The organism is Leucobacter sp. USHLN153, from assembly GCF_037145615.1.
In the GTDB taxonomy this organism is placed as follows: domain Bacteria; phylum Actinomycetota; class Actinomycetes; order Actinomycetales; family Microbacteriaceae; genus Leucobacter.
In genome coordinates this window covers 98,372-121,554 of sequence record NZ_JBBCXE010000006.1, presented here as the reverse complement: position 1 = coordinate 121,554, position 23,183 = coordinate 98,372, and the positions used below count along the sequence as shown (strand labels likewise).

The window sequence follows — 23,183 nt, the reverse complement described above, 5'->3', positions numbered from 1 at the left end:
GCTTAGGGCGCACCACCGACAACGCCAGGGCTGCGTCGTCGGCTCGCGAGCCCGGCAGCCGGCCCGAGCGCGGAACGCTCAGTGTTGCCGGAAGGCGGTCTGATCGACCGGTCCGCGCTCCGGACCGATGCCGGGATCCTCCTCTGCGTCATCATCGCCCGGAGGCACACGACACAGATGCTCCGCGATCGCGGCGCAGATCACGAGCACCACGCCACCCCCGACCACCGCCGCCATCGGCAGCCACGTCGCCGTCGGCGCGGGCACGCTTCGACCCGTGAGCGATAGCAGCAGGCCGATCCCGAAGCCTCCGAAGAGCCCGCCCACCAGCTGGCCCGCGCGAGCCGTCACCAACAAGCGCACCGCGTGGAACGGGTTTACAGCGCCCGGGCGGTGTCGCACTTGACGGTGCAGGCGGATCCCGAACCCGATGAGCACCCCCGCGAGAATCACGAGTGAAACCGCGAGCGAAGCTGGCGGCACGAACGGCGAAGCGCCTCGGCCGGTGAGACCGAACTGCACGACAAGCCCGATCGCAATACCCATTGCGGCAGCTGCAAGCACAGCCAGCGGGCTCGTGCGCTCGACGTTACGCATGCTCACTCCCAACCGCACCGGCGGCAGCATCGCGTGCACGTGCCTGGTTCTCGTCAAACGGCGAGGTGGTGTCGCCGATCCGCGCGAGCAGTTCTGCGACCCGCCCGTGCCCCATGAGCACGGCGTCCGGGTCGAGGTCCAACCAGGGCGCGAGCACGAAGTCGCGTTCGTGTGCGCGAGGGTGCGGCACCTGCAGTCGTTCGTCGCGGATCGCGCGGCCGCCGAACAGCAGGAGGTCGATATCGAGGGTGCGGTCTCCCCACCTCTCATCGCGCACACGCCCGTGATCGCGCTCGATCTCCTGCATGCGGTCGAGGAGAGCGTGGGGGCTCAGCATCGTTGAAGCGGTCGCGACACCGTTGAGGTATCTCGGGGCATCTGGGTCAGGGCCAGACGTCGTGAGCGCGATCGTCTCCCGCAGCGGCGATGCTGCGAAGCCTTCGATTCCGGGGGTCTCCGAAAGCTCACGCTGCGCTTCCCGGATCGTCTCCCCCCGATCGCCGAGGTTCGCTCCGAACGCGAACAGCACGGGCACCCACTGCGCAATCATCGCTGTTCGCTCCGCTTTCGTTCACGAACGACCGTCACCGACACATCTCCGAACGGTAGATCGATCGGCGCATCCGGCTTGTGCACGGTGATGCGCGCGGTGTGCACTCCAGCGAACCCCAGTGCGACGGCCGCCACGCGCTCCGCCACAGTCTCGATGAGATCGACCGGATCGGCCGCGACCGCCACGCTGATCGCTTCCGCGAGCTCGCCGTAGTGCACGGTCCGCTCGAGCGAATCGCCCGAGGCCGCCGGGGCGAGGTCGACTGTCAGTTCCGCGTCCACAACGAACCTCTGCCCGCGCTCGCGCTCGAAGTCGAACACTCCGTGATGCGCGAATACCTCGAGGCCCGTCAGCGTGATGCGGTCTTGCGGCGCCCCGCCGGCGACGGAGGCCGCGGTCGCGGCGACCTGTCGTGAGGGCACCAGATTCGGGCGCGCTGAAGTCGAGTGCGTCTCCTCCGGCTCACCGGTTCGCGCGCCGCTCCACGCACGCTGCACCGCGAGCGCCTGCCTGGTGCCGACCACGTCGTGCACGCGCACGCCCCAGGCGCCTGTCTCCGCCGCCAACGCGGAGACGACAGCCGTCGCGAGATCCCTCGCGTGCGCGGCTGAGTCGGGGGTCAACGCACGCTCCTCGCTGCCGACCCCTGCGAGCGCTTCTCCGAGCATCCGCTTCCGCGACGCCCCGACGAGCACGGGGAATCCCAACGCGCTCAGCGTGTCGAGTCCCGCGAGGAGCTGCCACCCCTGCTGCCCGGTTTTGTCGAAGCCGAGTCCCGGGTCGAGCACGATGTGCTCGGGGCTCACGCCGGCCTCGATCGCCGCGCGTGCACGCTCGGCGAGCGCATCGCTCACCTCGCGCACCACGTCCGCGTACTCGGAGCGCAGGTGCGCCGGATCGGGTATTCCCCGCCAGTGGCCGATGATGAACCGCGCATTGTGGTCGCGGCTCGCTCGCGCGGCGACGTGCAGCATTTCAGCATCGTGCAGGCCGCCGGACACGTCATTGATCACGCGAGCACCCGCAGCGACGGCGGCCGAGGCGGTCGCCGCGTGCAGCGTGTCGATAGAAACCGCGACGCCGCGCTGAGCCAGGGCCGTGATGACTGGCTCGACGCGCTGCAGCTCCTGGTCTCGCGGCACAGGCGTCGCGCCGGGACGAGTGGACTCCCCGCCGATATCCACAAGATCCGCTCCTTGGGCGGCGAGTTCGAGTCCTCTCGCGACCGCGGTCTGAGTCTCGGCGTAGCGCCCGCCGTCGCTGAACGAATCGGGCGTGACATTGAGCACCCCCATGATCACTGGGCGCGACAAGTCGAATCCCGCGATTTCCCCGCCGGTCACGCAGAGCCTTCCGGGTGACCGAGCAGGGAGAAGATGGGCGTCTGAGCCGCCGGATCGGCCAGCGACCCGCGCGAAGCAACCGTCACCGTGACGGACTCGCTCTGTCGCACGCCGCGATCGGCGACGCACCCGTGGCTCGCTTCGAGCACGACGAGGACGCCCTCGGGCGCGAGTCCGTCCTCGAGCGTCTGCGCGATCTGCTCCCCGAGTCGTTCTTGCACCTGGGGCCGGGCTGCCAGCACCTCGACCACTCGAGGGATGGCGCTCAGGCCCACCACGCGAGCCCCCGGACGGTACGCGACGTGCGCACGCCCTCGGAACGGCAGCAAGTGGTGCTCGCACATGGAGCGGAGCCTGATATCGCGCATCAGCACGAGTTCCCCGGTTTCCTCACCCACGGGAACGGAATCGGAGAGCAGCACCGCTGCGTCCTGGCCAACGCCCGCGAAGAACTCGCTGTAGGCGTCCGCCACTCGAAATGGGGTGCTCGCGAGTTCGGAGCTGTCGGGGTTCTCGCCGATCGCGCTGATCAATTCGCGCACTGCCGAAGCGATCCGCTCGCGATCCACCGTGTCCCCCATCGTGTTGTTACCTCGTATCGTCGCGATCGTCGTCGCCCCGCACGCCGAGATTGCGGGGAGGAAGACTCGACTCACCGGGCCGTTGCGACCCGGGCGCCGGAGTCGAGGTCTGCGATTCCTGCGGCGCCGAAGCACCCTGCGAGTTCGACGCCCCATCGATGATCGAAGTCGTCGCACCCTTCGGAGCGCCGCTCCCCGATTCGGTCGGCGTCGCACTCGAGTCGACCTCGGAATCGGCGACGGGAGGTTCTCCAACGTGGCGGTTGTCCGTCCGCACCGCGGCAGGCACCGCTATCGGCGGGCGATCCGACACCGGACGACCCTCGTGCGACAACCAGGTGGGCCGCGGGGCAAGCTTCTCCACATCGGTGAAGATTTCCGCGATCTGGATGTGATCGAGCGTCTCCTTCTCGAGCAGCTCGCGGGCGAGCCGATCAAGAATGTCGCGGTTCTTCACGAGCACCTCGTAGGCCTCATTGTGTGCCTGCTCCATGAGTGCGCGCACCTCGGTGTCGATCGCGGTCGCGAGATTCTCTGAGTAGTCGCGATTCTGGCCGAACTCACCCATGAAGGCTCCCGGCTGCCCCTGACCGAGCTTCACCGGACCGATGGACGCCGACATGCCGTACTCCGTCACCATCTTGCGAGCAGTTCCGGTGGCCTTCTCGATGTCATTCCCGGCTCCCGTGGTGGGATCATGGAACACGAGCTCCTCCGCGACACGGCCACCGAGCGCATACGCGAGCTGGTCCAGCAGCTCGTTGCGAGTCACCGAGTACTTGTCTTCGAGCGGGATCACCATGGTGTAGCCCAGTGCGCGCCCGCGGGGAAGGATCGTGATCTTCGTCACCGGGTCCGTATGGTTCAGCGCCGCGGCGACGAGAGCGTGACCACCCTCGTGGTAAGCCGTGATGAGCTTCTCTTGGTCTTTCATCAGTCGCGTGCGTCGCTGCGGACCGGCGATCGATCGATCGATCGCCTCGTCGAGCGCACGATTGTCGATAAGCTGCGCGTTCGAGCGTGCCGTGAGCAGCGCAGCCTCGTTCAGCACGTTCGCAAGATCAGCGCCCGAGAATCCCGGGGTCTTGCGCGCGACGACCTCGAGATCGACGTTCTTCGACAGCGGCTTGCCCTTGGCGTGCACCTGGAGAATCTTGAGTCGGCCCGGCATATCCGGGGCGTCGACCCCGACCTGGCGGTCGAAGCGTCCCGGGCGCAGCAGCGCGGGGTCGAGCATGTCGGGCCGGTTCGTAGCCGCGATCATGATCACGTTCGTCTTCGGATCGAAGCCGTCCATTTCGACAAGCAGCTGGTTCAGCGTCTGCTCACGCTCGTCGTGGCCGCCGCCCATGCCCTGACCGCGACGCTGGCCCACGGCGTCGATCTCGTCGACGAAGATGATCGCGGGAGCGTTCGCCTTCGCTTCCTTGAAGAGGTCGCGCACCCGGCTCGCGCCGACGCCGACGAACATCTCGACGAAGTCGGATCCCGAAATCGAATAGAAGGGAACACCGGCCTCGCCCGCAACCGCGCGAGCGAGCAGCGTCTTACCCGTGCCAGGAGGGCCGTAGAGAAGCACGCCCTTCGGAATGCGCGCGCCCACGGCCTGGAAGCGCGACGCGTCCTGCAGGAAGTCCTTGATCTCGTGCAGCTCCTCGACGGCCTCGTCGGCGCCAGCGACGTCCGCGAAGGTGACCTGGGGCATGTCCTTCGAAACAAGCTTCGCCTTGTTCTTGCCAAACTGCATGACGCCACGGCCGCCGCCCTGCATCGACGACAGCATCCACCAGATCAGCACGCCGATGATGAGGAGCGGGAGCAGGAAGCTCAGAACCGACCAGATCGGGTTCGCCTGAGGCACCTGATCGGAGAAGCCGTCCTTTAGTTTCGCGTCGTCGACCGCGGCCACCACGTCTTCACCGCGCGGGGCCACGTAGTAGAAGTAGACCTCCTGCGAGCCCGTCTTCTTGTCGGCCTTTTCCAACGTGAGGTTGACGCGCTGGTCACCGTCGACGATCTCTGCGTGTTCGGCCTTCCCAGCCGCGAGCATCTCGAGACCGCGGTCGGTCGAAATCTCGCGAGTATTTCCGCCCGACAGAAGCGACCACCCGATGAGCACAATGATCGGTGCGAGGATCAAGTACAGGAGCGGGCCGCGGAACAGCCGACGTCCCCTCGAGGTGCTCTTCGAGGTGTTATTCGTCGAATTCTCTGCCAAGTCTGGACCTTTCAGAAGGGTCGTGCCGGGAAGATCCAGCATGTGTAAGCGTAGCCAATGCCACTGACATGGGACTGAACTGAGGTCCCTGTCCGCTCACGGCGCACAAGAGCCACGCCCCGAGCACGAGCGGTGTCGTACTCCTGCTTACTTCCCGCCGTAGACATGCGGCGCAAGCACGGCCACGTCACGCAGATTGCGATAGTCCTCTGCGTAGTCGAGGCCGTATCCGACGACGAATTCGACCGGAATATCGAAACCGACGTAGGCAACGTCCACGTCCACCTTCAATGCTTCCGGCTTACGGAGCATCGTGCAGATCCGCACGGACTTCGCGCCCCGGCTCTCGAGGTTCTCCTTCAACCACGAGAGCGTGAGCCCGGAGTCAATAATGTCCTCGACGATGAGCACATCGCGCCCGGTGATGTCAGCGTCGAGATCCTTCAGGATTTTCACGACACCGCTCGACTTGGTGCTCGCTCCGTATGAGGAGACCGCCATCCAGTCCATCTGCGCGTGGAACCGCAGTTCGCGAGCGAGATCAGCCATGACCATGACCGCACCCTTCAACACCCCGACGAGCAGCGGCGGTTCGTCTGCGTAGTCGGCCTCGATCTCTCGAGCCAGCTCGGCGAGCCGCTGATGCAGCTCGGCCTCCGTGTGCAGCACGGTGGAAAGATTGGCACCCAGGTCTTTTGCGTCCATGCGTCTATTCTTCCATTGCCTCGTGAATCTCCAGGTCAGTATGCCGCGCAGTCGCGGCAGCGCCGTCGGATGCTGCGGCTCGATCCACGCGTGGCGATCCGCTTCGACGCGTGAACACGAGGCGACCGCTCGAGCGAGTGACCGTCGCGCCGGGCACTTCGATCGGGCCCTGCCCGCGCCAATCCGTGACGAGCGCCGACACCGCGAGCGTATGCTCACGGTTCAGCTCGCTTCCGAACTCTGCCTCCGCAACACGACGGACGATTCGGTGACGCAACGCTGCCGGGTTCGCCATGAGAGCCGAGACCGACACTGCAATTCCGGCTTCGGCGTGCTCGACGATCTCCTCGATCTGCTCATTCACCATCGCGTCAAACGCCTCGGCATCCTCGCGCACGATGTCCGCGGTGCGCGCGAACGCCGCAGCAACCCCGGGACCCAACTCTCGCTCGAGCACGGGCAGCACCGAAGTACGCACGCGCACCCGTGCGTACCTGGGATCGGCATTATGCGGATCTTCCCAGAAGGTGAGTTCGCCTTCGCGGCAGGCGGCCTCCGTCACCTCGCGCGTCACCTGGGACGCCGAGGACAGAAATGGTCGGAGCAGAACGTATCCACTGAGGTCGCGCCTCGGCGGAATCCCCGCGAGACTCCGCACCCCCGATCCGCGCGCAAGGCCGAGAAGCACCTGTTCCGCCTGATCATCCCGCGTATGCGCGGTGAGGATCGCCGCGGCGCCGACCTCGTTCGCGCACTCAGCGAGAGCCGCGTAGCGCGACTCCCTCGCCGCAGCCTCGGGACCGCCGCCCGCTTCGGCGACGCGCACCCGCCGAACCAGAACCGGCGCGAGACCGAGAAGCTCTGCTTGCGCCGCCGCCCGATCCGCCACCACCGCAGAACCCGGTTGCAAGCCATGATCGACAATCACCGCGCCCGCACGCAGCCCTGCCCGCGGCGCCTCGAACGCCGCAGCCGCCGCGAGCGCGAGTGAGTCCGCACCGCCCGAGAGCGCGACTAGCACGAGCGACCCGCTTTCCTCGGGCGTCGCGGTCCCCCGACTGCCACCCGCGCCGCCGAACTCAGCGCGCAGCGCATCGCGAACAGCGCGTCGGGTGGCGAGAATGGCGGTCTGCAGCATGCGGTCCACGCTACTCGCTGCCACCGACACTGCAGAAGTTGCGGCGGCCGAGCGCGGCTTCAGTCGGCCGCATGCAGAGCCGGTGGCGTCCGGTACCCTGGAGCAGCATTCGCCCAACGGCCGAACACGGGCCGTCAGAGACACACCAGAGGAGCGCGCATGGCCGCAGCATTCGACGCCGTTATCGAAATCCCGAAGGGGAGCCGCAACAAGTACGAGGTCGACCACGAGACCGGGCGGGTGTACCTCGACCGCGTGCTCTACACCGGCTTCGTCTACCCGACGGACTACGGCTTCTTCGAAGAAACGCTGGGCGAGGACGGCGATCCGCTCGACGTGCTCGTACTTCTCGACTACCCCGTCTTCCCCGGCGTCGGCATCAAGGTGCGCCCGGTCGGCGTGCTTAAGATGAGCGATGAGGCGGGCGGCGACGACAAGGTCATCGCGGTGCAGCACAAGGATCCGCGCTGGGCGCGCATCCAGGACGTCGCCGACATTCCGGAGTACACCCGCAAGGAGATCGAGCACTTCTTCGAGCACTACAAGGATCTCGAGCCGGGCAAGTGGGTGAAGGTCGACGCGTGGGGATCGGCCGCCGATGCGGAGCAGCTCATCATCGAGGCTCAGCAGCGCCTCGCGAACGAGCACTGAAGCTCAGTAGTCGATGCGCGCAGTAGCGCGAGAAACGAAGAGCGGTTCGGGATCATCGCGATCCCGAACCGCTCTTTCTTTGTGCCCTGACCCGGGCCTGCCATCGCGCCGCCGCAACCCGTCACGCCGTCGCTGCCGCAGCGAGTGCCCGCGGCGGCACTCAGTAGAAGCTGATGACGCTCGCCGGGTCGACGAAGTCGTACCAGCCGCTGTCCTGGTTCGGACGCATCTCGAAGTGCAAGTGGCACCCGGTGCTCGCGCCAGTCGACCCTACGTAGCCGAGCACCTGCCCCGCATACACGGCTTGACCCGGCGAAACAATTGCCCAGCTGATCATGTGCGCATAACGCGTCTGCCACCCGTTCGGATGGTTCACAGTGACCATGTTGCCGCCGCCGCCACCGTCCCAATAGGTCAACGCGACGGATCCGGAGGCCGCGGCGACAATCGGGGTGCCGCACCCGGTCGCGAGGTCGATACCGGTGTGGTCCGGGCGCCCCGGGGGCCTGAAGCCCTCGGAGACGTAGAAACCTGAGGTCGGGTAGACCCAGCCGTTCGAAGTGACAGGGCCGCCGCCACCGCCACCGCCGGTGCCACCGCCGTTACCACCGCCGCCGTTACCACCGCCGCCGCCGCCTCCGCCGCCACCGCCGGAGTTCGCGTTCTCCTGCGCAAGACGCGCGGCCTCCTCGGCAGCTCGTTTCGCGGCCTCCTCGGCCGCCTTCCGTCGCTGCTCCTCCTCGATGCGGAGGCGCTCCTGGTAGCCGTCGACGGTCTTCGTCGTCTTGTCCTTCAGCGCCGCGAGCTGCGCCTTCAGCGTCTTCTGCTGCGCCTCCTGCGCCTGTACTTTCTCGCCCTGCCCGGCTACGGCCTCGGCAGCTGCCTGCTCCTTCTGCTGCTGTTCCTCGCGCAGCACCTCACGCTCTGCCGCCGCTGCGTCGGCCTGCTTGCCGAGCGTGTCTGCCGTGTTCGCGGCCTGTTCGGCCTCCTGCGACAGCGAAGTATTACGCTCCGTGGCCTTCGACATCGACGCCATTCGATCGAGCAACGCGTCGGCTGTACTGCCATCGGAGTCCAGGAACATCTCGACGCTTCGGTCGACGCCGCCCGAGCGATACATCTGCGCGACCAGAGCGCTGGCACGTTCCGCTGCCTCGTCAGCGTCTTTGCGGCTTTGTTCGGCCTGAGCGGCGAGCGTTTCCGCCTTCTCGGAAGCAGCGGCGAGCGCGGCCTCGGCCGCGTGCAGGTCCTCGATGGTCGTCGCGTGCAAGTTTCGCAAGCGATCGAGTTCCTTTTCGCCTTCGGCGATGAGTTGCTCGATTCGCTTGACCTCCGCAGCGGCGTCGGCCTGGTTACTCTTTGCAGCCTGCACGTCGTCCCAGGTCGGCAGATCGAGCGCGTACGCGGGGCTCGCGCCCACGTTGCCTCCAACAATGACACTGGCCGCGACGGCGCACGCAGCAAGCACTCCGAGTGCACGCCTCATGACGCTCGACTGTGGTTTCCGCATCCCGCCCTCATGTCCTGCTTCAGAAACTGGTCCATCGATACGCTAGCACCAGATTTCTCGCCGAGCGGAAGGCGGGCCGGAGGATAACGATTCGGTCACCGATCCCCCCGGTACCGCTTCCGTTCCTCGCCGACCACCGATAACGTGGCCAGCGACCGCCGACAATGGCGTCGTCGGTCCCTAACTTTCACTGTGAACTACTGACGCTCGAGGTTCTCGTACTGAATGCATGACGGGGCGCATGCCGAGCATGGTGTGCTGAATTCTTAGAGCGGGGGCTCGGCATTGCCCTGTGCTGAGCGCCGCATGCAACTCCGCACCCGCGGGCACCGGTGCATCTGGAGATCTTGTGAAACTCCGTATCTCGGTGGTTCACCGCACCGACTCGGCACCGGCCTGCACTCGCAATGTCGCAGTAACGTTCGATGCAACGACAACCGTTGGTGACATTGCCCGCAGTCTGGTGCGCGGAGGCGCCGGGCACCGCGCCTTGATTCCCATAGCAATCCATCGACGTGCGCCACTCACCCTTCGAATGCAGCGCCCAGACGGCACGATCCTCATTCTCGATCACGGCGATCTCGCCGCCCAGTCGGGACTGATGTCGGGCACCAGGGTGGAACCCGTTCTCGAATCTGAGCCCGGGCCCGGTGAACGGGCGCGCCCTACGACAGCCATGTTGACCGTGCTCGGAGGTGAGCAAGATGGCGCGCAATTCATCGCGGTGCACGGCGACACCCTGATCGGCCGCGATCGGTCCAATCGCGTCGAACTCCACGAAACAGGTGTGTCCCGAAAGCACGCGGTACTACGGTGGCGTTCGGGTGTATTGGAGATCAAGGATCTCGGCTCCTCGAACGGGACTGCCGTGATCGACGCCGACGGTCAGCGCCAGACACCGAACGGTTCACCAATCCGCATATTCGGATCAGCGATCGTGGAGTTCGGCACGGTACGGGTGCGAGTGGAGGTCGGGCCTGGCCCGACCGAAAGCGCTCCCGCAGGGTTGCTCGCTCCGAGCACCTGTGCGACGGCGAGATCACTGGGGCGCTTTCACCTCCAGTCGCCGACTGTCGATCCGGTATATGCGCCGACCCCGGTCGAGCTTCCCTCACCGCCCGACGAGCAGGATCCGACGCGCTTCCCGCTGATCGCGCTCCTAGCTCCGCTCTTCGTGGGCGCAGTGCTCTTCATGACCACCCGCTCGGCGGCGAGCGTGCTCGTCCTCGCGCTTTCGCCGCTCATCATGCTGGCGTCCTGGTTGGACGCGCGAATGCAGCGGCGGCGCGCCTCGCGTACGAGGTTGTGCGAATTCGAAGAGAGCCTCGCCGCCATTGAGGACTCTCTCGCGCTGAACTGTGAGAAGGAGCGCGAGGCGCGCGACCGCGAGTCTCCGCCCACCTCAGAGCTCCTTCGATTCACCTCACCTGGTGAATCGCGGCTATGGTCGCGGCGTCCGGAGCATCCAGCCTTTCTCGAGCTCCGGCTCGGCTCCGCCACAGTCCCGAGCCGCACGACCGTAGAACTCCCCTCTCGTGGACGTCTTGCCCAGGTGCACTGGGAAGCACTCACGCGCGTACACAGGCTCTTCTCGCGGATTCCCGGAGCGCCAGTACTCGAGCGCCTCGATCACTGCGGTTCTCTCGGAGTCGCGGGCGATGAACCGTGGACCGAGGGGGTCGCTCGGTCGCTCCTCGTGCAGGTGCTTGCGCTCCACTCCCCAGCAGACCTGGTGTTCGCAGCCTTCGCCACGCCCGAGCAGGCGCGGCAGTCCTGGTCCTGGCTCGCGTGGCTCCCGCACACAGATTCCGCTTACAGTCCTCTGACATCGCCGCATCTGTCGGCCGACGCGCGGAGCTCAGGGCTGCTTCTCGCAGAACTCGAGGGGCTCCTTGTAACTCGCGCGCGTGCAACCGATCCGCTGCTGCGCTCACGCTCCACCTTCGACGCAGGCTCCGCGTCGGCACGCCTCGAACCACCCGCGAGTCGCATGACGCCCGCGATCGTCGTATTCGTGCTCTCCGACTCGCTCGTCGACCGCGCTCGGCTCGTGTCACTCGCGGAACGTGGGCCGGATGTCGGGATCCATTTGGTCTGGCTCGCGTCCCAATCCGGCGGGGTTCCCGCGGCCTGTCGCACCACCGTCGAAGTGCATGTCGACAGCTGGCATGCTCACTTCGTTCGGAGGGGAGAGACAGTGCAGCTCGAAGCTCTCGACCTTATCGACCAGCCGATCGCCGAGACGTTCGCGCGTGAGCTCGCGCCGATCATTGATGCGGGCGCCCGGATTATCGATGACTCCGATCTCCCGCGGACGATCGGTCTTGCGCAACTCGTTGCCAGCGATGTTCTCGGTTCGCCCGCCACGATCGCGCGGAATTGGCGGGACACCGACAGCATCGCCACTGATTGGCGGCCTGGCTTCGAACGCAAGGAGGGAAGGTTCGCGGCGTGCGTCGGGCAGGCGAGCGAGGGGCCGATCGAGATCGATCTCCGCGCGCACGGCCCGCACGCGCTCGTCGGGGGCACGACCGGCTCCGGGAAGTCCGAGTTCCTGCAAACGTGGATCGTCTCCCTCGCGGCAAACTATTCCCCAGACCGAATCACGTTTTTGCTCGTCGACTACAAGGGTGGCGCGGCGTTCGCCGACTGCGTTGCTCTGCCGCACACAGTCGGCCTCGTCACAGATCTCAACACGCATCTCGTGAAGCGGGCTCTCACCTCGCTGCGAGCGGAGCTTCGATACCGAGAAGAACTTCTCGCGGAGAAGGGCGCGAAGGATCTGCCCACGCTCGAGCGCCGCGGCGATCGGGAGGCCCCTCCTGCGCTCGTGATCGTCATCGACGAGTTCGCTGCGCTGGCGCGGGAGATACCTGAGTTCGTAGATGGTGTGCTGGACATCGCGCAGCGCGGGAGGTCTTTGGGTCTCCACCTGATCATGGCAACGCAGCGACCGGCCGGGGTGATCAGCGACAACCTCCGCGCGAACACGAACCTCCGGGTTGCTCTCCGCATGGCCGACGCGTCGGACAGCGTCGACGTGATCGGTTCGAACGAGGCCTCAACGTTCTCCGCAAGCACTCCGGGGCGTGCAGCAATCAAGATCGGAGCCGGCCGAGCGACGCAGGTGCAGACCGCCTACCTCGGGGGCCGAGCTGAAACCGAAACTCGGGATTCGGTCGAAATCTGCGACCTCGGTTTTGGCGCTGGCGCACCATGGGTCCTCCAGCCCGAACTCCGTCCCGGCCGAAGCCGGGCGGCTCCGCAATCAGACGGCCTCCGCGACATCGAGGTGCTCGTTCGCAATATCGGCAACGCGGCCGTTCGTCTTCGACTCGCAGCCCCCCGCGTGCCCTGGATGGACCAGCTCCCTACCTGTCTTCCGCTCGAGTCCGCGCTGCCGGTGTTGCCGCCTCTCGGCTTTCTCGAGTCACCGCCGGCGTCCCGCGTGCTCACATTGGGGCTTGTCGACGAGCCGCACCTGCAACGTCAGCGACCTTACACGGTTGACCTCTCGCAGGTCGGGAATGTCGCGGTGTTCGGTGGGGCGGGGAGCGGGAAAACGACCTTCCTCATGACGGCCGCCGTGGCTGCTCTGAGCATCGACCCCGCGACTCGGGTGTACGCGATCGATTGCGGAGTCGGCGGGCTTCGTCTGGGGAGCTCCGGCGGGGGGCGTTCCGGAGGCTCGCTCGCGCCGGACGCCGCCGGTGTTGTCGCAGAATCGCGGCCCACGGGCCTCTCACTGCTCCCTTCCACTGGCGCTGTAATGCGCGGTGAAGATGGCGAGCGAGTGGGGCGCCTGTTCCGCATGCTCAAGGAGATCATCGGAAAGCGCGCCGCAGATCGCATGAATGACGTACCGGTCCTGCTCCTCATCGATGGGCTCGCCGCCTTCCGCGACCTGCACGAGCATCGCAGTGGCCCTTCCGATCTGTTCGCCGACCTCGCTGAGATCTCTGCAAGCGGGAGGAATGTCGGAGTGCACACCATCATTTCTGCCGAACGGAGCAGCGGACTGCCTGCGGCTCTCTCGGCGAATTTCCCAGAGCGAATGACCCTGCGCATGACTTCGGATCACGATTATCAGGTGCTCGGAGTGCCGCCTCAGGCGCTCGTGGACGCGGCGCCCGGTAGAGCACTGCACCTCGGCACTGGCGCGGAGCTGCAAATCGCGTGCCTCGGGACCGGTTCCGTCGAGACGGATGCAGCCCTCTCGCGCCTCGCAGCGGCCCTGCGCGAGCGGGGGATATCCGACGCTCCGGCGGTGCCACCCCTCCCCCGCGTCATTCGAGGCACCGAGATTCGGCTTACTCCTGAGAATCGCGCACCATTCGCGATTGCAACCGCCGACTGGTCTCCTGCTGCCGCGCCCGGCTCCGGCTTACTCCTCGTCACCGGTCCTGCGGGTTCCGGACGAACGACGGCAATCATGTCGCTCCTCGACGCCATTCGCATTGATTGCCGAGCCTCCGGGGCCGCATACGAAACCTTCCTCATTTCCTCGTACCGCTCCGAGCTTGGCTCTCTCCGCGATTGGACCGACATCGCGGAGACCATCGAGACGCGAGCTGTCATGTTCGAGCGTCTACAGCGTGCACTCGCGAACACGTCAACTTGCGCTCCGCCTTCCGTTTCCCCGTCCGCTTCCACTGCTCCATCCGCTCAACCGTCGGATGCCCGCCGCGTTGTGGTGATCGAGGACGTCGGAGGGTTCGATGGCACGGGTGATGAATCGGCCCTCGCCGCGGTGCTCAAGCTGCTCCGTCGAAGCGAGTACACCACTGTGATCGAGGGTGAGAACGCCACACTTGGCGCGGTGTGGGAACTCTCGAACGCTCTGCGCGGGGCACGCTGGGCGCTCGCGCTCCAGCCAGACGCGGACGACGTACCCAGCATCTTGGGCACTGCGTTCCCGCACATGAAGCGCGCCGACTCGCCGCCGGGTCGCGGGGTAGTAATCTCGGGCGGCCATCTTACGGGCGTGCACGTTGCATGTTCCGAAGAGGGGTAAGACGTGAGCTCCACGACAACGCGGGTGCTACGCCACGTCCAGCAGAGCATCGGCGAACATGCCCTGCGAGACCTCCGCGCTCGGCGGGTGGAACAGGCTTGCAGCCGCGTCGCGATACAAGCGACTCGCTTCGCTCTCCATGTTGAACCCCGCCCCTCCGCTGCATACGAGGGCCGTCTCGGCAGCGGAGCGAGCGGCTTCACCTGCTGCGATCCTCGCAGCGACGAGGCGCGGCGCCCAACCGACGCCATGATCGACCAGCTCATCGAAGTCACGCGTATAGGCATCGAGCTGCGCCGGTACCGAGAGGAAGCATCGATGCGCTTCGGCGAGACGCGAGCGCCACTCGCCGAGTTCCGAGAGCGCGGTCTCGCGCGACGCCGAGCGACGACTCTTGAGCGCCGAGGCCGCAACTGCGAGCGCGCGCCGCGCGACCCCGGCATACACCGATGCCACGAGCAACTGAAAGTTGCTCGTGATCGCGAACGTCAGCAGGTCGGGCGTGCGGCCGGGAGAAATTCGCCGGGCAACGCGGTCCGCCCGCATCTCAACCTCGTCGAGCCGGGTAGCCCGGCTCTGCGAGGCGCGCATTCCGAGGACGTCCCAGTTGTCGGAGGTCGTAATTCCCTGCGCGCAGCGTTCGATAAAGCCGTACACCAGCTTCGGATCAGCTGGGTCGCTCGCATCCAAGCCGTGAGCAATCAGTCGAGTCCAGGCCGGAGAAAGCGAGGTAAAGATCTTGGTACCGGTGAGACGGTAGCCGCCGTCAGTCGCTGGCTCCGCTCGGGTATTCGAGCCCTGCAGTACCCAGTCGTTCGCGGGCTCGCTGATGCCGAACGCGAAGATCTCCCCGGCCAGCGCTTCCTCGAACACGTAAGAGAGGGAGTCGTCCCCTCGGGCCGACATCGCAGCGACGACTCCCGTGCACATGAGATGCATGTTGACACCGAGCGCTGTCGCGGGGGCGGCACCGGCAAGACGCTGCTGCAGTCGCGAAACCTCGTGGAGGGAAAGCCCCGGTCCTCCATGCGCCGCGGGCACGAAGAGCGTGAGGTAGCCGGCTTCCCGCAGCTCACGAAGATCGTCGTCGAAGAACTCGTTACCCCGATCCGAAGCCGCGGCGCGCTCTCGGAACCGCACCAACAACGCTTCGGGAAGGTGTCGCTCAGCGAGTTCGGTGTGTCTCATCTCGCGATCCATCAGCGGTCTTCCTCCTTCGAGCCAGGTAACTTGTGTCGACCATCAGCGCTCGCTTGGAACACGAGGGCCCCATTGTGCCCGCCGAATCCGAACGACGTCGACAGCACGGTGCCGAGTCCCACCTCGCGCGCAGTACCGGAGACGAAGTCGAGCTCGGGAAACTCGGGGTCCGCGAGATTCATCGTCGGAGGGATGCGACCTTTAGCGAGCGACAGCACTGCTATGACTCCCTCGACGACTCCGGCGGCTCCGAGGAGATGGCCGGTGCTCGACTTCGTCGCGGTGAGAGGGACGGATTCTGCCCGTTCTCCGAGAGTGCGACGCAGTGCCACGATCTCGGCTGCATCACCGGCGAGAGTGCCGGTTCCATGCAGGTTCACGTGGTCGATGGCGCTCGGCGCGAGCTCGGCGTCAGCGAGACTCAGCTCGATCGCGCGCGAGGCCCCCCGCGCCTCAGGATCCGGCGCAGTCGCGTGGTACGCGTCACTCGATGCTCCGAAGCCCGCAAGCTCGGCGAGCGGAACGGCGCCTCGCGCACGCGCACGCTCCTCGGACTCGAGAAGGATCGCAGATGCACCTTGGGACATCACGAAGCCGGCACGCGCTCGGTCAAACGGTCGGGAGGCCTCAGCCGGGTGCGATTCGTATCCCACCGCGAGGGAGCGGAGGTTCGCGTTCGAGGCGAGATTCACGGCCCCGAGGCAATCCTCCATGCCGACGACCAGCGCCGCGTCCGCGTACCCGTGGCGGATGCGTCGCAGTGCTTCTCCGAGCGCGACAGCTCCGCTGGCGCACGTGGCCGATACTCCCTGGGCGGGTCCTGTCGCGCCGTACCGCTGCGCAAGTAAAGCAGCTGCCGCATCTGGAGCGCCGTATACGGCGAGTGAAAGCGGGACGGCTCGAGGGCCGCGCTCGTCGAGTGCGCGCGTAGCCGCCTGCATCGCGTCGACGGGGCCAGATCCCGTCGCGGCGATGATAGTCACGCGGTCCTCGTCGCCGGCCCACGCCTCTGGGGACGGCTGGAGGCCCGCGTGTGCGAGTGCCTCATCAGCTGCGGCGAGCGCCCAGAGCTGCACCGGGCTCAGCCGGCGTGCGAGCCCCGGCGAGACGAGCCCCTCCGTTTCAAAACCGGAGATCTGCCCACCGATACGGACCGGCAGCTCATCGAACTGCGATCCCTCCAGGACTCGAATCGCGCTTCGCCCGCGGACGACGGAATCCCACATCGCGTCGACGCCGATGCCGCTCGGAGTAACTGCGCCGAGCCCGGTGACGACGACTTTGCGCTTCACAGCTGCACCGCCGATCCGTCGAGCACGCGTTCTGCCGTCTCATTACGGCGCACTTTTCCGCCGACAGTGCGCGGCAGTGCGTCCAGCCGGAACCATCGACGGGGCACGTACTGGGGAGCGAGACGCGCAGTTGCCCAGTCGACGAGAGTTGCACGGCCGAGAGGCACCGCGTCTCCAACACCAGGTCGGACCTCCCCACTGCCCGTGTCGAGACGAGGCACTTCGACGACAAGCGCCACGATCGACCCCAGGGTGAAGTGAGGCAGCGCGACGGCGCATACGGCAGCGAGCCCCGGCATGCCGTCGAACGCCCGCTCGACCTCGACGAGCGACACCTTGTGTCCCCCGGTCACCGCGATATCGCCCGCTCTCCCCAGCAGCTGCAGTTCGCCATCGACCATTCGAGCCTGGTCGTGCACGGTGGCCCAGCCGTCCGCGCCTCGCAAGACCTCGTCGGTCGTGCCTGCGAGGTATCCATCCGAGCAGGCCGCGGCTCGAATCCAGAGGGTGCCGGGTTCGCCGCTCGGGAGCTCGCTCCCCACCTCATCCCGCACGCTCGCCGCGATACTCGGGTACACGCGAATGCTCGTGCCGTCGCCGCCTCTGCTATCGCCGATAAAGCCGATCTCGGCCGCGCCGTAGTAGCTGATGAGTCGAGCTGCGGGGAGCACGCGCGCGAGTCCCTCGCGGAGCGAGCGCGGGAGGTTGGCGCCGCCCGTGATCACGAGATCCAGCCGCGCGAAGGCCTGCGGATCGCGGCGAGCGGCATCAGTGAGTGCGCGAACCACAGCTGGGACCGCCACGATGCGCGTGATGCTTTCGTCGCGCACGCGAGCGGCCACAGCAAAGGGATCGAACTGATCGGCCACGTGCACAGTGCCGCCCGTTGCGAGACACTCGATCACCGCGTACAGCGTGAGGCTGTAGGACACCGGTCCCGGCGCGAACGTCACGACCCCGGGGAGCGGGTCGAGGTGCGCGCTCGAGACGGCGACATTGTCGCGGTACTGCTGCCGGGTCTTGAGGAACGCCTTCGGGCTACTCGTCGTGCCTGAAGAGAACAGGAGGAGAAATGCTTCATCCCCGTCACGTACGGAGGGCGCCGGCACGGGCGCCGCCTCCGCCTCGAGGCGCTCGAACTCTGCGAGCGAAACGAGAGTGCCGCCCCAGCCGCGCTCGGCGAGAGCCGCAGCGAGATCGCGGGAATCTGACACGATCACCCCGATACCGGTCGCGAGCACCACGTTGACACGGTGCTCAAGCGGCCAACGCGGGTCAATGGTCGCGGACACGGCTCGATAGCCCGCGAGCGCGCCGACGAAACGAGCGGCCGCGAACGCCGAGTCGACGCTCACCGCACTGATCGGGATACCGCCCGTCTCAGGCGCCGGCACGGGCGGATTCGCTTGGTCGCGATGCAGACCGTCCACCACCGCGAACGTGCGCCGCGAAAGTTCGACGAGCTCCGAATAAGTCAGGTGGGAGAGCCGACCCTGCGATCCCTCACCGACGATCGCGAGCCGCCCGGGATCGTGCTCGGCGACCTGCAGGATTGCCGATGTGATGGGCATGCGTTCAGTTTACGCGCGCCGCCGCCCGGCGCAGGCGCCCACTCGAGCGCCCTGCCATTCGACGTCGCGCACGAAGCTCATCCGGCCGCGAGCAGACCCGTGACGCGATAGGGAATGACCTCGCGTAGAAAGAGGCTGGTCGAAGTCCGAGTGATCCCAGGACACAGGCGGATCTCCTCGCTCACGCGATACAGGTCGTCGGGATCGCGCGCGACCACGCGAAGCAATAGGTCCGTGCTCCCCGCGGGGGCGAAGCACTCGAGCACCTCCGGAATATTGGCGAGCGCGGCGATCGCGGCACTGATCTGATGCTGATCGAGCTCCACCTGCACGCTCGCCCCGACCGGTCGCCCGAGCGCCGCGGGCGTCACCCGTGAGCTGTGCAGCCGCAGCGCGCCCTCCTCCTTGAGTTTCTCGAGTCGCACCTGAACCGTGCCCCGGGCGAGGCCCAGTCTGGTGGCGATCATCGCGGTCGGCATGCGCGCATCCTCGTCGAGTAGGTGGAGGATCCGGCGGTCGGTCGCGTCGATTGCACTCATTTTGTCCACTTTCTGCTGGGTCACACACGCACGTATTGATCATATCGATCAATTTGAAAGACGCCGCTTGCGCAGATCGCCCTGATGCGATGGAATCTTACCTGTGCCGGTGAACACCATCACCGCACACGTTCACAGCCCGCACCACCCCGCGGGCAGCCACTCGGATGCTCCACCCCCGCGTCCAACAAGGAGATGCCATGCAGCCCGCCGCTCCCGCGACCACGCTCGCGCACCGCGACCAAACGCTCACCACCTCGAGCACCCACCCGGCATCAGCACCACCTCCGGCCGCTCGGGCCCAGCTGCACCGCCCGCGCGCACGGGTCGCACTCACCGCGCTCGCCCTGTTCACGCTCCTCGTGAGCGCGAACCTCAGCACTCCGCTGTTCCCGCTGCTCGAGACGCAGCTCGGCTTCGGTGCGCTCGGCACGTCGATCGCGTTCTCGAGCTACGTGATCTCACTGATCGTCGGACTGCTCTTCTTCCGAGGCGCCGCCGATCGGGTGAATCGGCGCACCGTGCTGATCTGCGCGCTCGCTGCGGCCGCGCTCGCCACCGCGGCCCTCGCCTTCGCGCCGACGCTCGGCTGGTTCTGCGTCGGTCGCGCGGTGCAGGGCGTCGCGGTGGCGTGCGCGACGGGTACCGGATCGGGCGCGCTTCGAGCGCTACTCCCCGGCCGCCCCGCCCTCGTCGGCCGCCTCACCCTGCTCGCAACATCGGGCGGCGTTGCGGCAGGTCCGATCCTCGGCGGATTGCTCTCGCTCACCGCCACTCCCCTGCAGACCCCCTACATCGCCACCGCGATTGCGCTCGCAGCGCTCGTCCCCGTCATCTTCGTGGTGGCCCCGCACCTCGAGTGCGCACCCCACTACCGGGGCATCGCGCTCGCCGATGCCCCCGATCCGCGCCCCGACACCGCGGGACCGACCGGCCGCAACGATCCGGCCGCCGCCCGCGCATTCCGTCTCGCGGCCGCCACCGGGTTCCTCAGCTTCGCCGTCTTCGGGTTCTGCCTCTCGCTCGCCCCCTCGCACTTCGCCGCGATCGCCGGCACCGACTCGCGGCCCATCATCGGGCTGCTCGCCGCAGTTACGCTCGCGGCGTCGGCGCTCGTGCAGCTGCTGCCCCTGCGCGGAGCTTGGCGACTCCCCGTGGGGCTCACCGTGCTCGCCGTCGGTCTCGGCGGCCTCGCGGTCGCCGGCGCGGTCGGGGCGGTGGGGTTCCTGGTTGTCGCTTGCGCGCTCGCGGGGATCGGGCAGGGCGTTGCGTTCCAGGCCGCGTTCACGGCGGCGACGAGCGCGGTGCACCCGCTGCGGCACGCGTCGACGGTCAGCGCGGTATACACCGTCACCTATCTCGGCAGCGCGGTCCCGGTGATCGCGCTGGGTGCGCTCGCGGAGCGCTTCGGGCTCGCCGACGCGGTGACGCTCTTCGCCCTTACGACCGCGGTCGCCGCGCTCGCGCTCGCGCTGGTCGGGGCGCGGCGACGCTGACCAGCGCGGCAGGATCGCACGGCGCACCAGGTGACCGTCTTCAACAGCGGATCACGCGTCAACACGCAAAACTCCGCGCGATGCGTGCTGTTGACCGCGAAACTGCTGCTGAGGGGGCAGGATCGCGCGGGACCCCGACCCCTACTCGGCGAGCGCTGCGAGCGCCTGGCGATCCACGTCGCTCTCGATCAGCAGCCCGAAGCGGTCCGCAACGGCGCGCCGAGCGATCTGGCTCGCGAGCGATGCCTCACGCTCGGCGATCGCCTCGAACAGGCGGCGGTCGATCGCCGCGGACTCGAGCTTCAGCTGGTTGTCGTGCTGCTCATTCTCGACGTCCCGCTGGATGATGCCGCGGAGCACCCCCGAGACCGCCTCGCCGGTGAGCCGCAGCATTTCGTTGCCGCTCGCCTCCCAGATCGCCTCGTGGAACTCGATATCAGCCGCCGCGAAGGTGTCGGCGTTCGCTTCGGCATCCCGCTCCATCTGCTCGATGGCGGCCTGCATGCGGCCGAGCTGCTCCTCGTTGTGGCGCACCGCCGCGAGACGGCTCGTCGTCCCCTCGAGCACCACGCGGTACTCGACGAGTGCGGCGACGTCCAGCGCGTCGGTGCCGACGAGCGCGCGGAGCGAGCGCGACAGCGTCTTCGACGACGGAGCGAGCACGACGGGGCCGCCCCGCGTCCCCGGGCGCGACTCGAGCAGGCCCATGCTCTGCAGAATGCGCAGGGCCTCCCGGACCGTGGGTCGGCTGACGCCGAACTGCACCATGAGGTCCCGCTCGCTCGACAGCTGCGATCCCACGGGAATCTCGCCAGAGATGATCGCCTGCTCGATCTGATCGACGATGCGCTGATACGTGTGCACGGGTACGGCGGGCTCGAAACTGTGGGGAGTAGTCACTGACGCATATTCCTAACAGGGAACGGCGCGACACGCGCCGGAAATGGGTCGAGAGCAGCCACGCAGACCCTCGGAAGAACCTATCGAAATCCTAGCCACCACCTGAGTGGCCTTACCATGTATCCTGGTTCGCAATTCGTTTAATCTGAAAGGATACACGGGACCGCTATCGGGCATACGCTGCGCGAAGTGGAGAGACGGGCAGTGGCGCCCGGCAGCCCGGCTCCGACCGCACACCCCGCGGGAGCCAGCCGGCATCACCCGCCTCACGAACACTACTTACACGAATACCCACCAACCCCTTGGCCTCCCTCCGGGAGGCCCGAGTTACAGGAAAGCAATGATGCGACGTAGAAACGCGATTCTCCCCGCGGCCGCGCTGGCTGCCGCGGCCGCACTCGGTCTGTCCGCATGCTCCGCGGGAGCTGACAGCGGATCGGGCGGTGACAGCGGCGGCGACAAGCCGACCACCGCGACGATCGCCCTCACCGGCACCCCGACCAACCTCGACTTCACCACGACGGCCGGCTCCGCGATCCCGCAGGCGCTCATGTCGAACGTGTACGAGGGGCTCGTCGAGCTCGATCAGGAGGGCGAGATCCAGCCGCTCCTCGCCACGGATTGGACGATCAGCGACGATCGCACGACCTACACCTTCACGCTGCAGGACGGCGTCACGTTCTCGAACGGCGACGAGTTCACCGCCGATGACGTGAAGTTCAGCTTCGACCGCGTCAAGACCGACTGGGTCTCGAGCCTCAAGGCGAAGATGGACGTCGTCGACAGCGTCGAGGTCACCTCTCCCACCGAGGTCGTCGTCAAGCTCAGCAAGCCCTCGAACGCCTGGCTCTTCAGCCTCGCGACCCCGGTCGGCGCGATCTTCTCCGAAGACGCCGTCGACGATCTCGCGAACACCGCTGTCGGCACGGGACCCTACGCGGTCGAGAAGTGGACGCCGAACGAGAGCCTCGTCTTCGAGACCCGCGACGACTACTGGGGCGAGGCGCCGGGCGTCGAAGAGGTCACCCTCAAGTACTTCGCCGACGCGAACGCGACCACCAACGCTCTCCAGACCGGCGACGTCGACGCGATCGCGAACCTGCAGGCGCCCGAGCTGCTCTCAAGCTTCGAGTCGGATGACGCGTACACCGTCACCACCGGCACCTCGAGCGGCGAGGTCTCACTCTCGCTGAACAACCAGGCTGCGCCGTTCGACGACGTGCGCGTGCGCCAGGCAGTGCTCTACGCACTCGACAAGCAGGCGATCCTCGACACCGCATGGAACGGCTACGGCTCGCTCGTCGCGACCTACGCGACCCCGACCGACCCGTACTACGAAGACCTCAACGACAAGTACCCGTACGACCCGGAGAAGGCGAAGGATCTCCTCAAGGAGGCCGGCCAGGAGAACCTGGACATCAGCTTCACCGTACCGACGCGCCCCTACGCGCAGGCCGTCTCCGAGATCGTCGTCTCGCAGCTCGCCGACGTCGGCATCAACGCGACCATCGAGTCGGCCGAGTTCCCGGCCGTCTGGCTCGACAAGGTCTTCACGCAGCACGACTACCAGATGACGACCGTGCTCGCCGTCGAGGCGCGCGACATCCTCACCGTGTTCAACGACCCGAACTATTACATCGGGTACGACAACTCGAAGATCGCGCCCATCGCCGAGAAGGCCGATGCGGCCGACGAAGAGGGCTACGTCGACGGCATGAAGCAGGTCGCCGAGCAGATCGTCGATGACGCAGCTTCGGGAGTGCTGTTCCTCTTCCCGAACATCACGGTGTCGAAGGCCGGCCTCCAGGGCATGCCCGAGAACGCCATCATCGAGGCGCTCGATCTCACGAATCTGAGCTGGAAGTAACTTCCGAA

The 23,183-nt window shown here is 66.9% G+C and carries 17 protein-coding genes; 4 read left to right on the top strand and 13 right to left on the bottom strand.

Translation table 11 applies throughout. From position 1 onward, the window contains the following. Positions 1 to 78 precede the first annotated feature (78 nt). The 7 genes from WFH00_RS11275 to tilS all read right to left on the bottom strand — a co-directional run bounded on the left by WFH00_RS11275 (position 79) and on the right by tilS (position 7,135). Positions 79 to 597: a DUF3180 family protein gene (locus tag WFH00_RS11275; RefSeq protein ID WP_336660936.1), complete on the bottom strand. Its 519-nt coding sequence runs from the start codon at positions 595 to 597 to the stop codon at positions 79 to 81. Further along, the gene (folK, locus tag WFH00_RS11270) at positions 590 to 1,147 is read right to left on the bottom strand and encodes a 2-amino-4-hydroxy-6-hydroxymethyldihydropteridine diphosphokinase (RefSeq protein ID WP_336660935.1); all 558 of its coding nucleotides are present in this window, start codon (positions 1,145 to 1,147) and stop codon (positions 590 to 592) included. Before folK ends, WFH00_RS11275 begins: the two co-directional genes overlap by 8 nt. Beyond that, the gene (folP, locus tag WFH00_RS11265) at positions 1,144 to 2,493 is read right to left on the bottom strand and encodes a dihydropteroate synthase (protein ID WP_336660934.1); all 1,350 of its coding nucleotides are present in this window, start codon (positions 2,491 to 2,493) and stop codon (positions 1,144 to 1,146) included. The genes folK and folP overlap by 4 nt, the downstream gene beginning before the upstream one ends. Further along, positions 2,490 to 3,074: a GTP cyclohydrolase I gene (gene folE / locus WFH00_RS11260; RefSeq protein ID WP_336660933.1), complete on the bottom strand. Its 585-nt coding sequence runs from the start codon at positions 3,072 to 3,074 to the stop codon at positions 2,490 to 2,492. Before folE ends, folP begins: the two co-directional genes overlap by 4 nt. 7 nt (positions 3,075 to 3,081) lie before the next feature. Further along, on the bottom strand, positions 3,082 to 5,292 hold the full coding sequence (gene ftsH, locus WFH00_RS11255) for an ATP-dependent zinc metalloprotease FtsH (RefSeq protein WP_336660932.1): 2,211 nt from the start codon (positions 5,290 to 5,292) through the stop codon (positions 3,082 to 3,084). 147 nt (positions 5,293 to 5,439) lie between these two features. After that, positions 5,440 to 5,997: a hypoxanthine phosphoribosyltransferase gene (hpt, locus tag WFH00_RS11250; protein WP_336660931.1), complete on the bottom strand. Its 558-nt coding sequence runs from the start codon at positions 5,995 to 5,997 to the stop codon at positions 5,440 to 5,442. Positions 5,998 to 6,001: 4 nt separating this feature from the next. Next, the gene (tilS, locus tag WFH00_RS11245; RefSeq protein ID WP_336660930.1) at positions 6,002 to 7,135 is read right to left on the bottom strand and encodes a tRNA lysidine(34) synthetase TilS; all 1,134 of its coding nucleotides are present in this window, start codon (positions 7,133 to 7,135) and stop codon (positions 6,002 to 6,004) included. A 159-nt stretch (positions 7,136 to 7,294) separates the two neighbouring features. Here tilS and ppa point away from each other — a divergent pair, with 159 nt between their 5' ends. Beyond that, positions 7,295 to 7,786, top strand: a complete 492-nt coding sequence (ppa, locus tag WFH00_RS11240) for an inorganic diphosphatase (protein WP_336660929.1) — start codon at positions 7,295 to 7,297, stop codon at positions 7,784 to 7,786. A gap of 160 nt (positions 7,787 to 7,946) precedes the next feature. Here ppa and WFH00_RS11235 read toward each other — a convergent pair whose 3' ends face one another. After that, positions 7,947 to 9,272 (bottom strand): peptidoglycan DD-metalloendopeptidase family protein, encoded by a 1,326-nt coding sequence (locus tag WFH00_RS11235; RefSeq protein WP_336660928.1) that lies wholly within the window; start codon positions 9,270 to 9,272, stop codon positions 7,947 to 7,949. A gap of 559 nt (positions 9,273 to 9,831) precedes the next feature. Here WFH00_RS11235 and WFH00_RS11230 point away from each other — a divergent pair. Next, positions 9,832 to 14,310 (top strand): FtsK/SpoIIIE domain-containing protein, encoded by a 4,479-nt coding sequence (locus tag WFH00_RS11230; protein WP_336660927.1) that lies wholly within the window; start codon positions 9,832 to 9,834, stop codon positions 14,308 to 14,310. A 27-nt stretch (positions 14,311 to 14,337) separates the two neighbouring features. On the opposite strand, the gene WFH00_RS11225 is transcribed toward WFH00_RS11230, so the two are convergent. From WFH00_RS11225 to WFH00_RS11210, 4 genes are all read right to left on the bottom strand, one after another. Then, a complete protein-coding gene (locus WFH00_RS11225) occupies positions 14,338 to 15,498 on the bottom strand; it encodes an acyl-CoA dehydrogenase family protein (RefSeq protein WP_336660926.1) in 1,161 nt (386 codons plus the stop codon). 11 nt (positions 15,499 to 15,509) lie between these two features. Continuing rightward, positions 15,510 to 16,802 (bottom strand): beta-ketoacyl-[acyl-carrier-protein] synthase family protein, encoded by a 1,293-nt coding sequence (locus tag WFH00_RS11220; RefSeq protein WP_336660925.1) that lies wholly within the window; start codon positions 16,800 to 16,802, stop codon positions 15,510 to 15,512. Then, on the bottom strand, positions 16,799 to 18,373 hold the full coding sequence (locus WFH00_RS11215) for a class I adenylate-forming enzyme family protein (protein ID WP_336660924.1): 1,575 nt from the start codon (positions 18,371 to 18,373) through the stop codon (positions 16,799 to 16,801). The genes WFH00_RS11220 and WFH00_RS11215 overlap by 4 nt, the downstream gene beginning before the upstream one ends. A 77-nt stretch (positions 18,374 to 18,450) precedes the next feature. Further along, on the bottom strand, positions 18,451 to 18,912 hold the full coding sequence (locus tag WFH00_RS11210) for an Lrp/AsnC family transcriptional regulator (protein WP_336660923.1): 462 nt from the start codon (positions 18,910 to 18,912) through the stop codon (positions 18,451 to 18,453). Between the two features lie 200 nt (positions 18,913 to 19,112). Between WFH00_RS11210 and WFH00_RS11205 the strand changes: the two genes are divergently transcribed. Further along, positions 19,113 to 20,408, top strand: coding sequence for an MFS transporter (locus tag WFH00_RS11205; protein WP_336660922.1), 1,296 nt, complete (start codon positions 19,113 to 19,115; stop codon positions 20,406 to 20,408). A gap of 141 nt (positions 20,409 to 20,549) precedes the next feature. Here the strand turns inward: WFH00_RS11205 and WFH00_RS11200 are convergent, their stop codons facing one another. Next, the gene (locus tag WFH00_RS11200) at positions 20,550 to 21,308 is read right to left on the bottom strand and encodes a FadR/GntR family transcriptional regulator (protein WP_336660921.1); all 759 of its coding nucleotides are present in this window, start codon (positions 21,306 to 21,308) and stop codon (positions 20,550 to 20,552) included. 340 nt (positions 21,309 to 21,648) lie between these two features. Between WFH00_RS11200 and WFH00_RS11195 the strand changes: the two genes are divergently transcribed. Then, complete coding sequence (locus tag WFH00_RS11195) at positions 21,649 to 23,175, top strand: ABC transporter substrate-binding protein (protein ID WP_336660920.1); 1,527 nt, start codon at positions 21,649 to 21,651, stop codon at positions 23,173 to 23,175. The last annotated feature ends 8 nt before the right edge of the window (positions 23,176 to 23,183 follow it).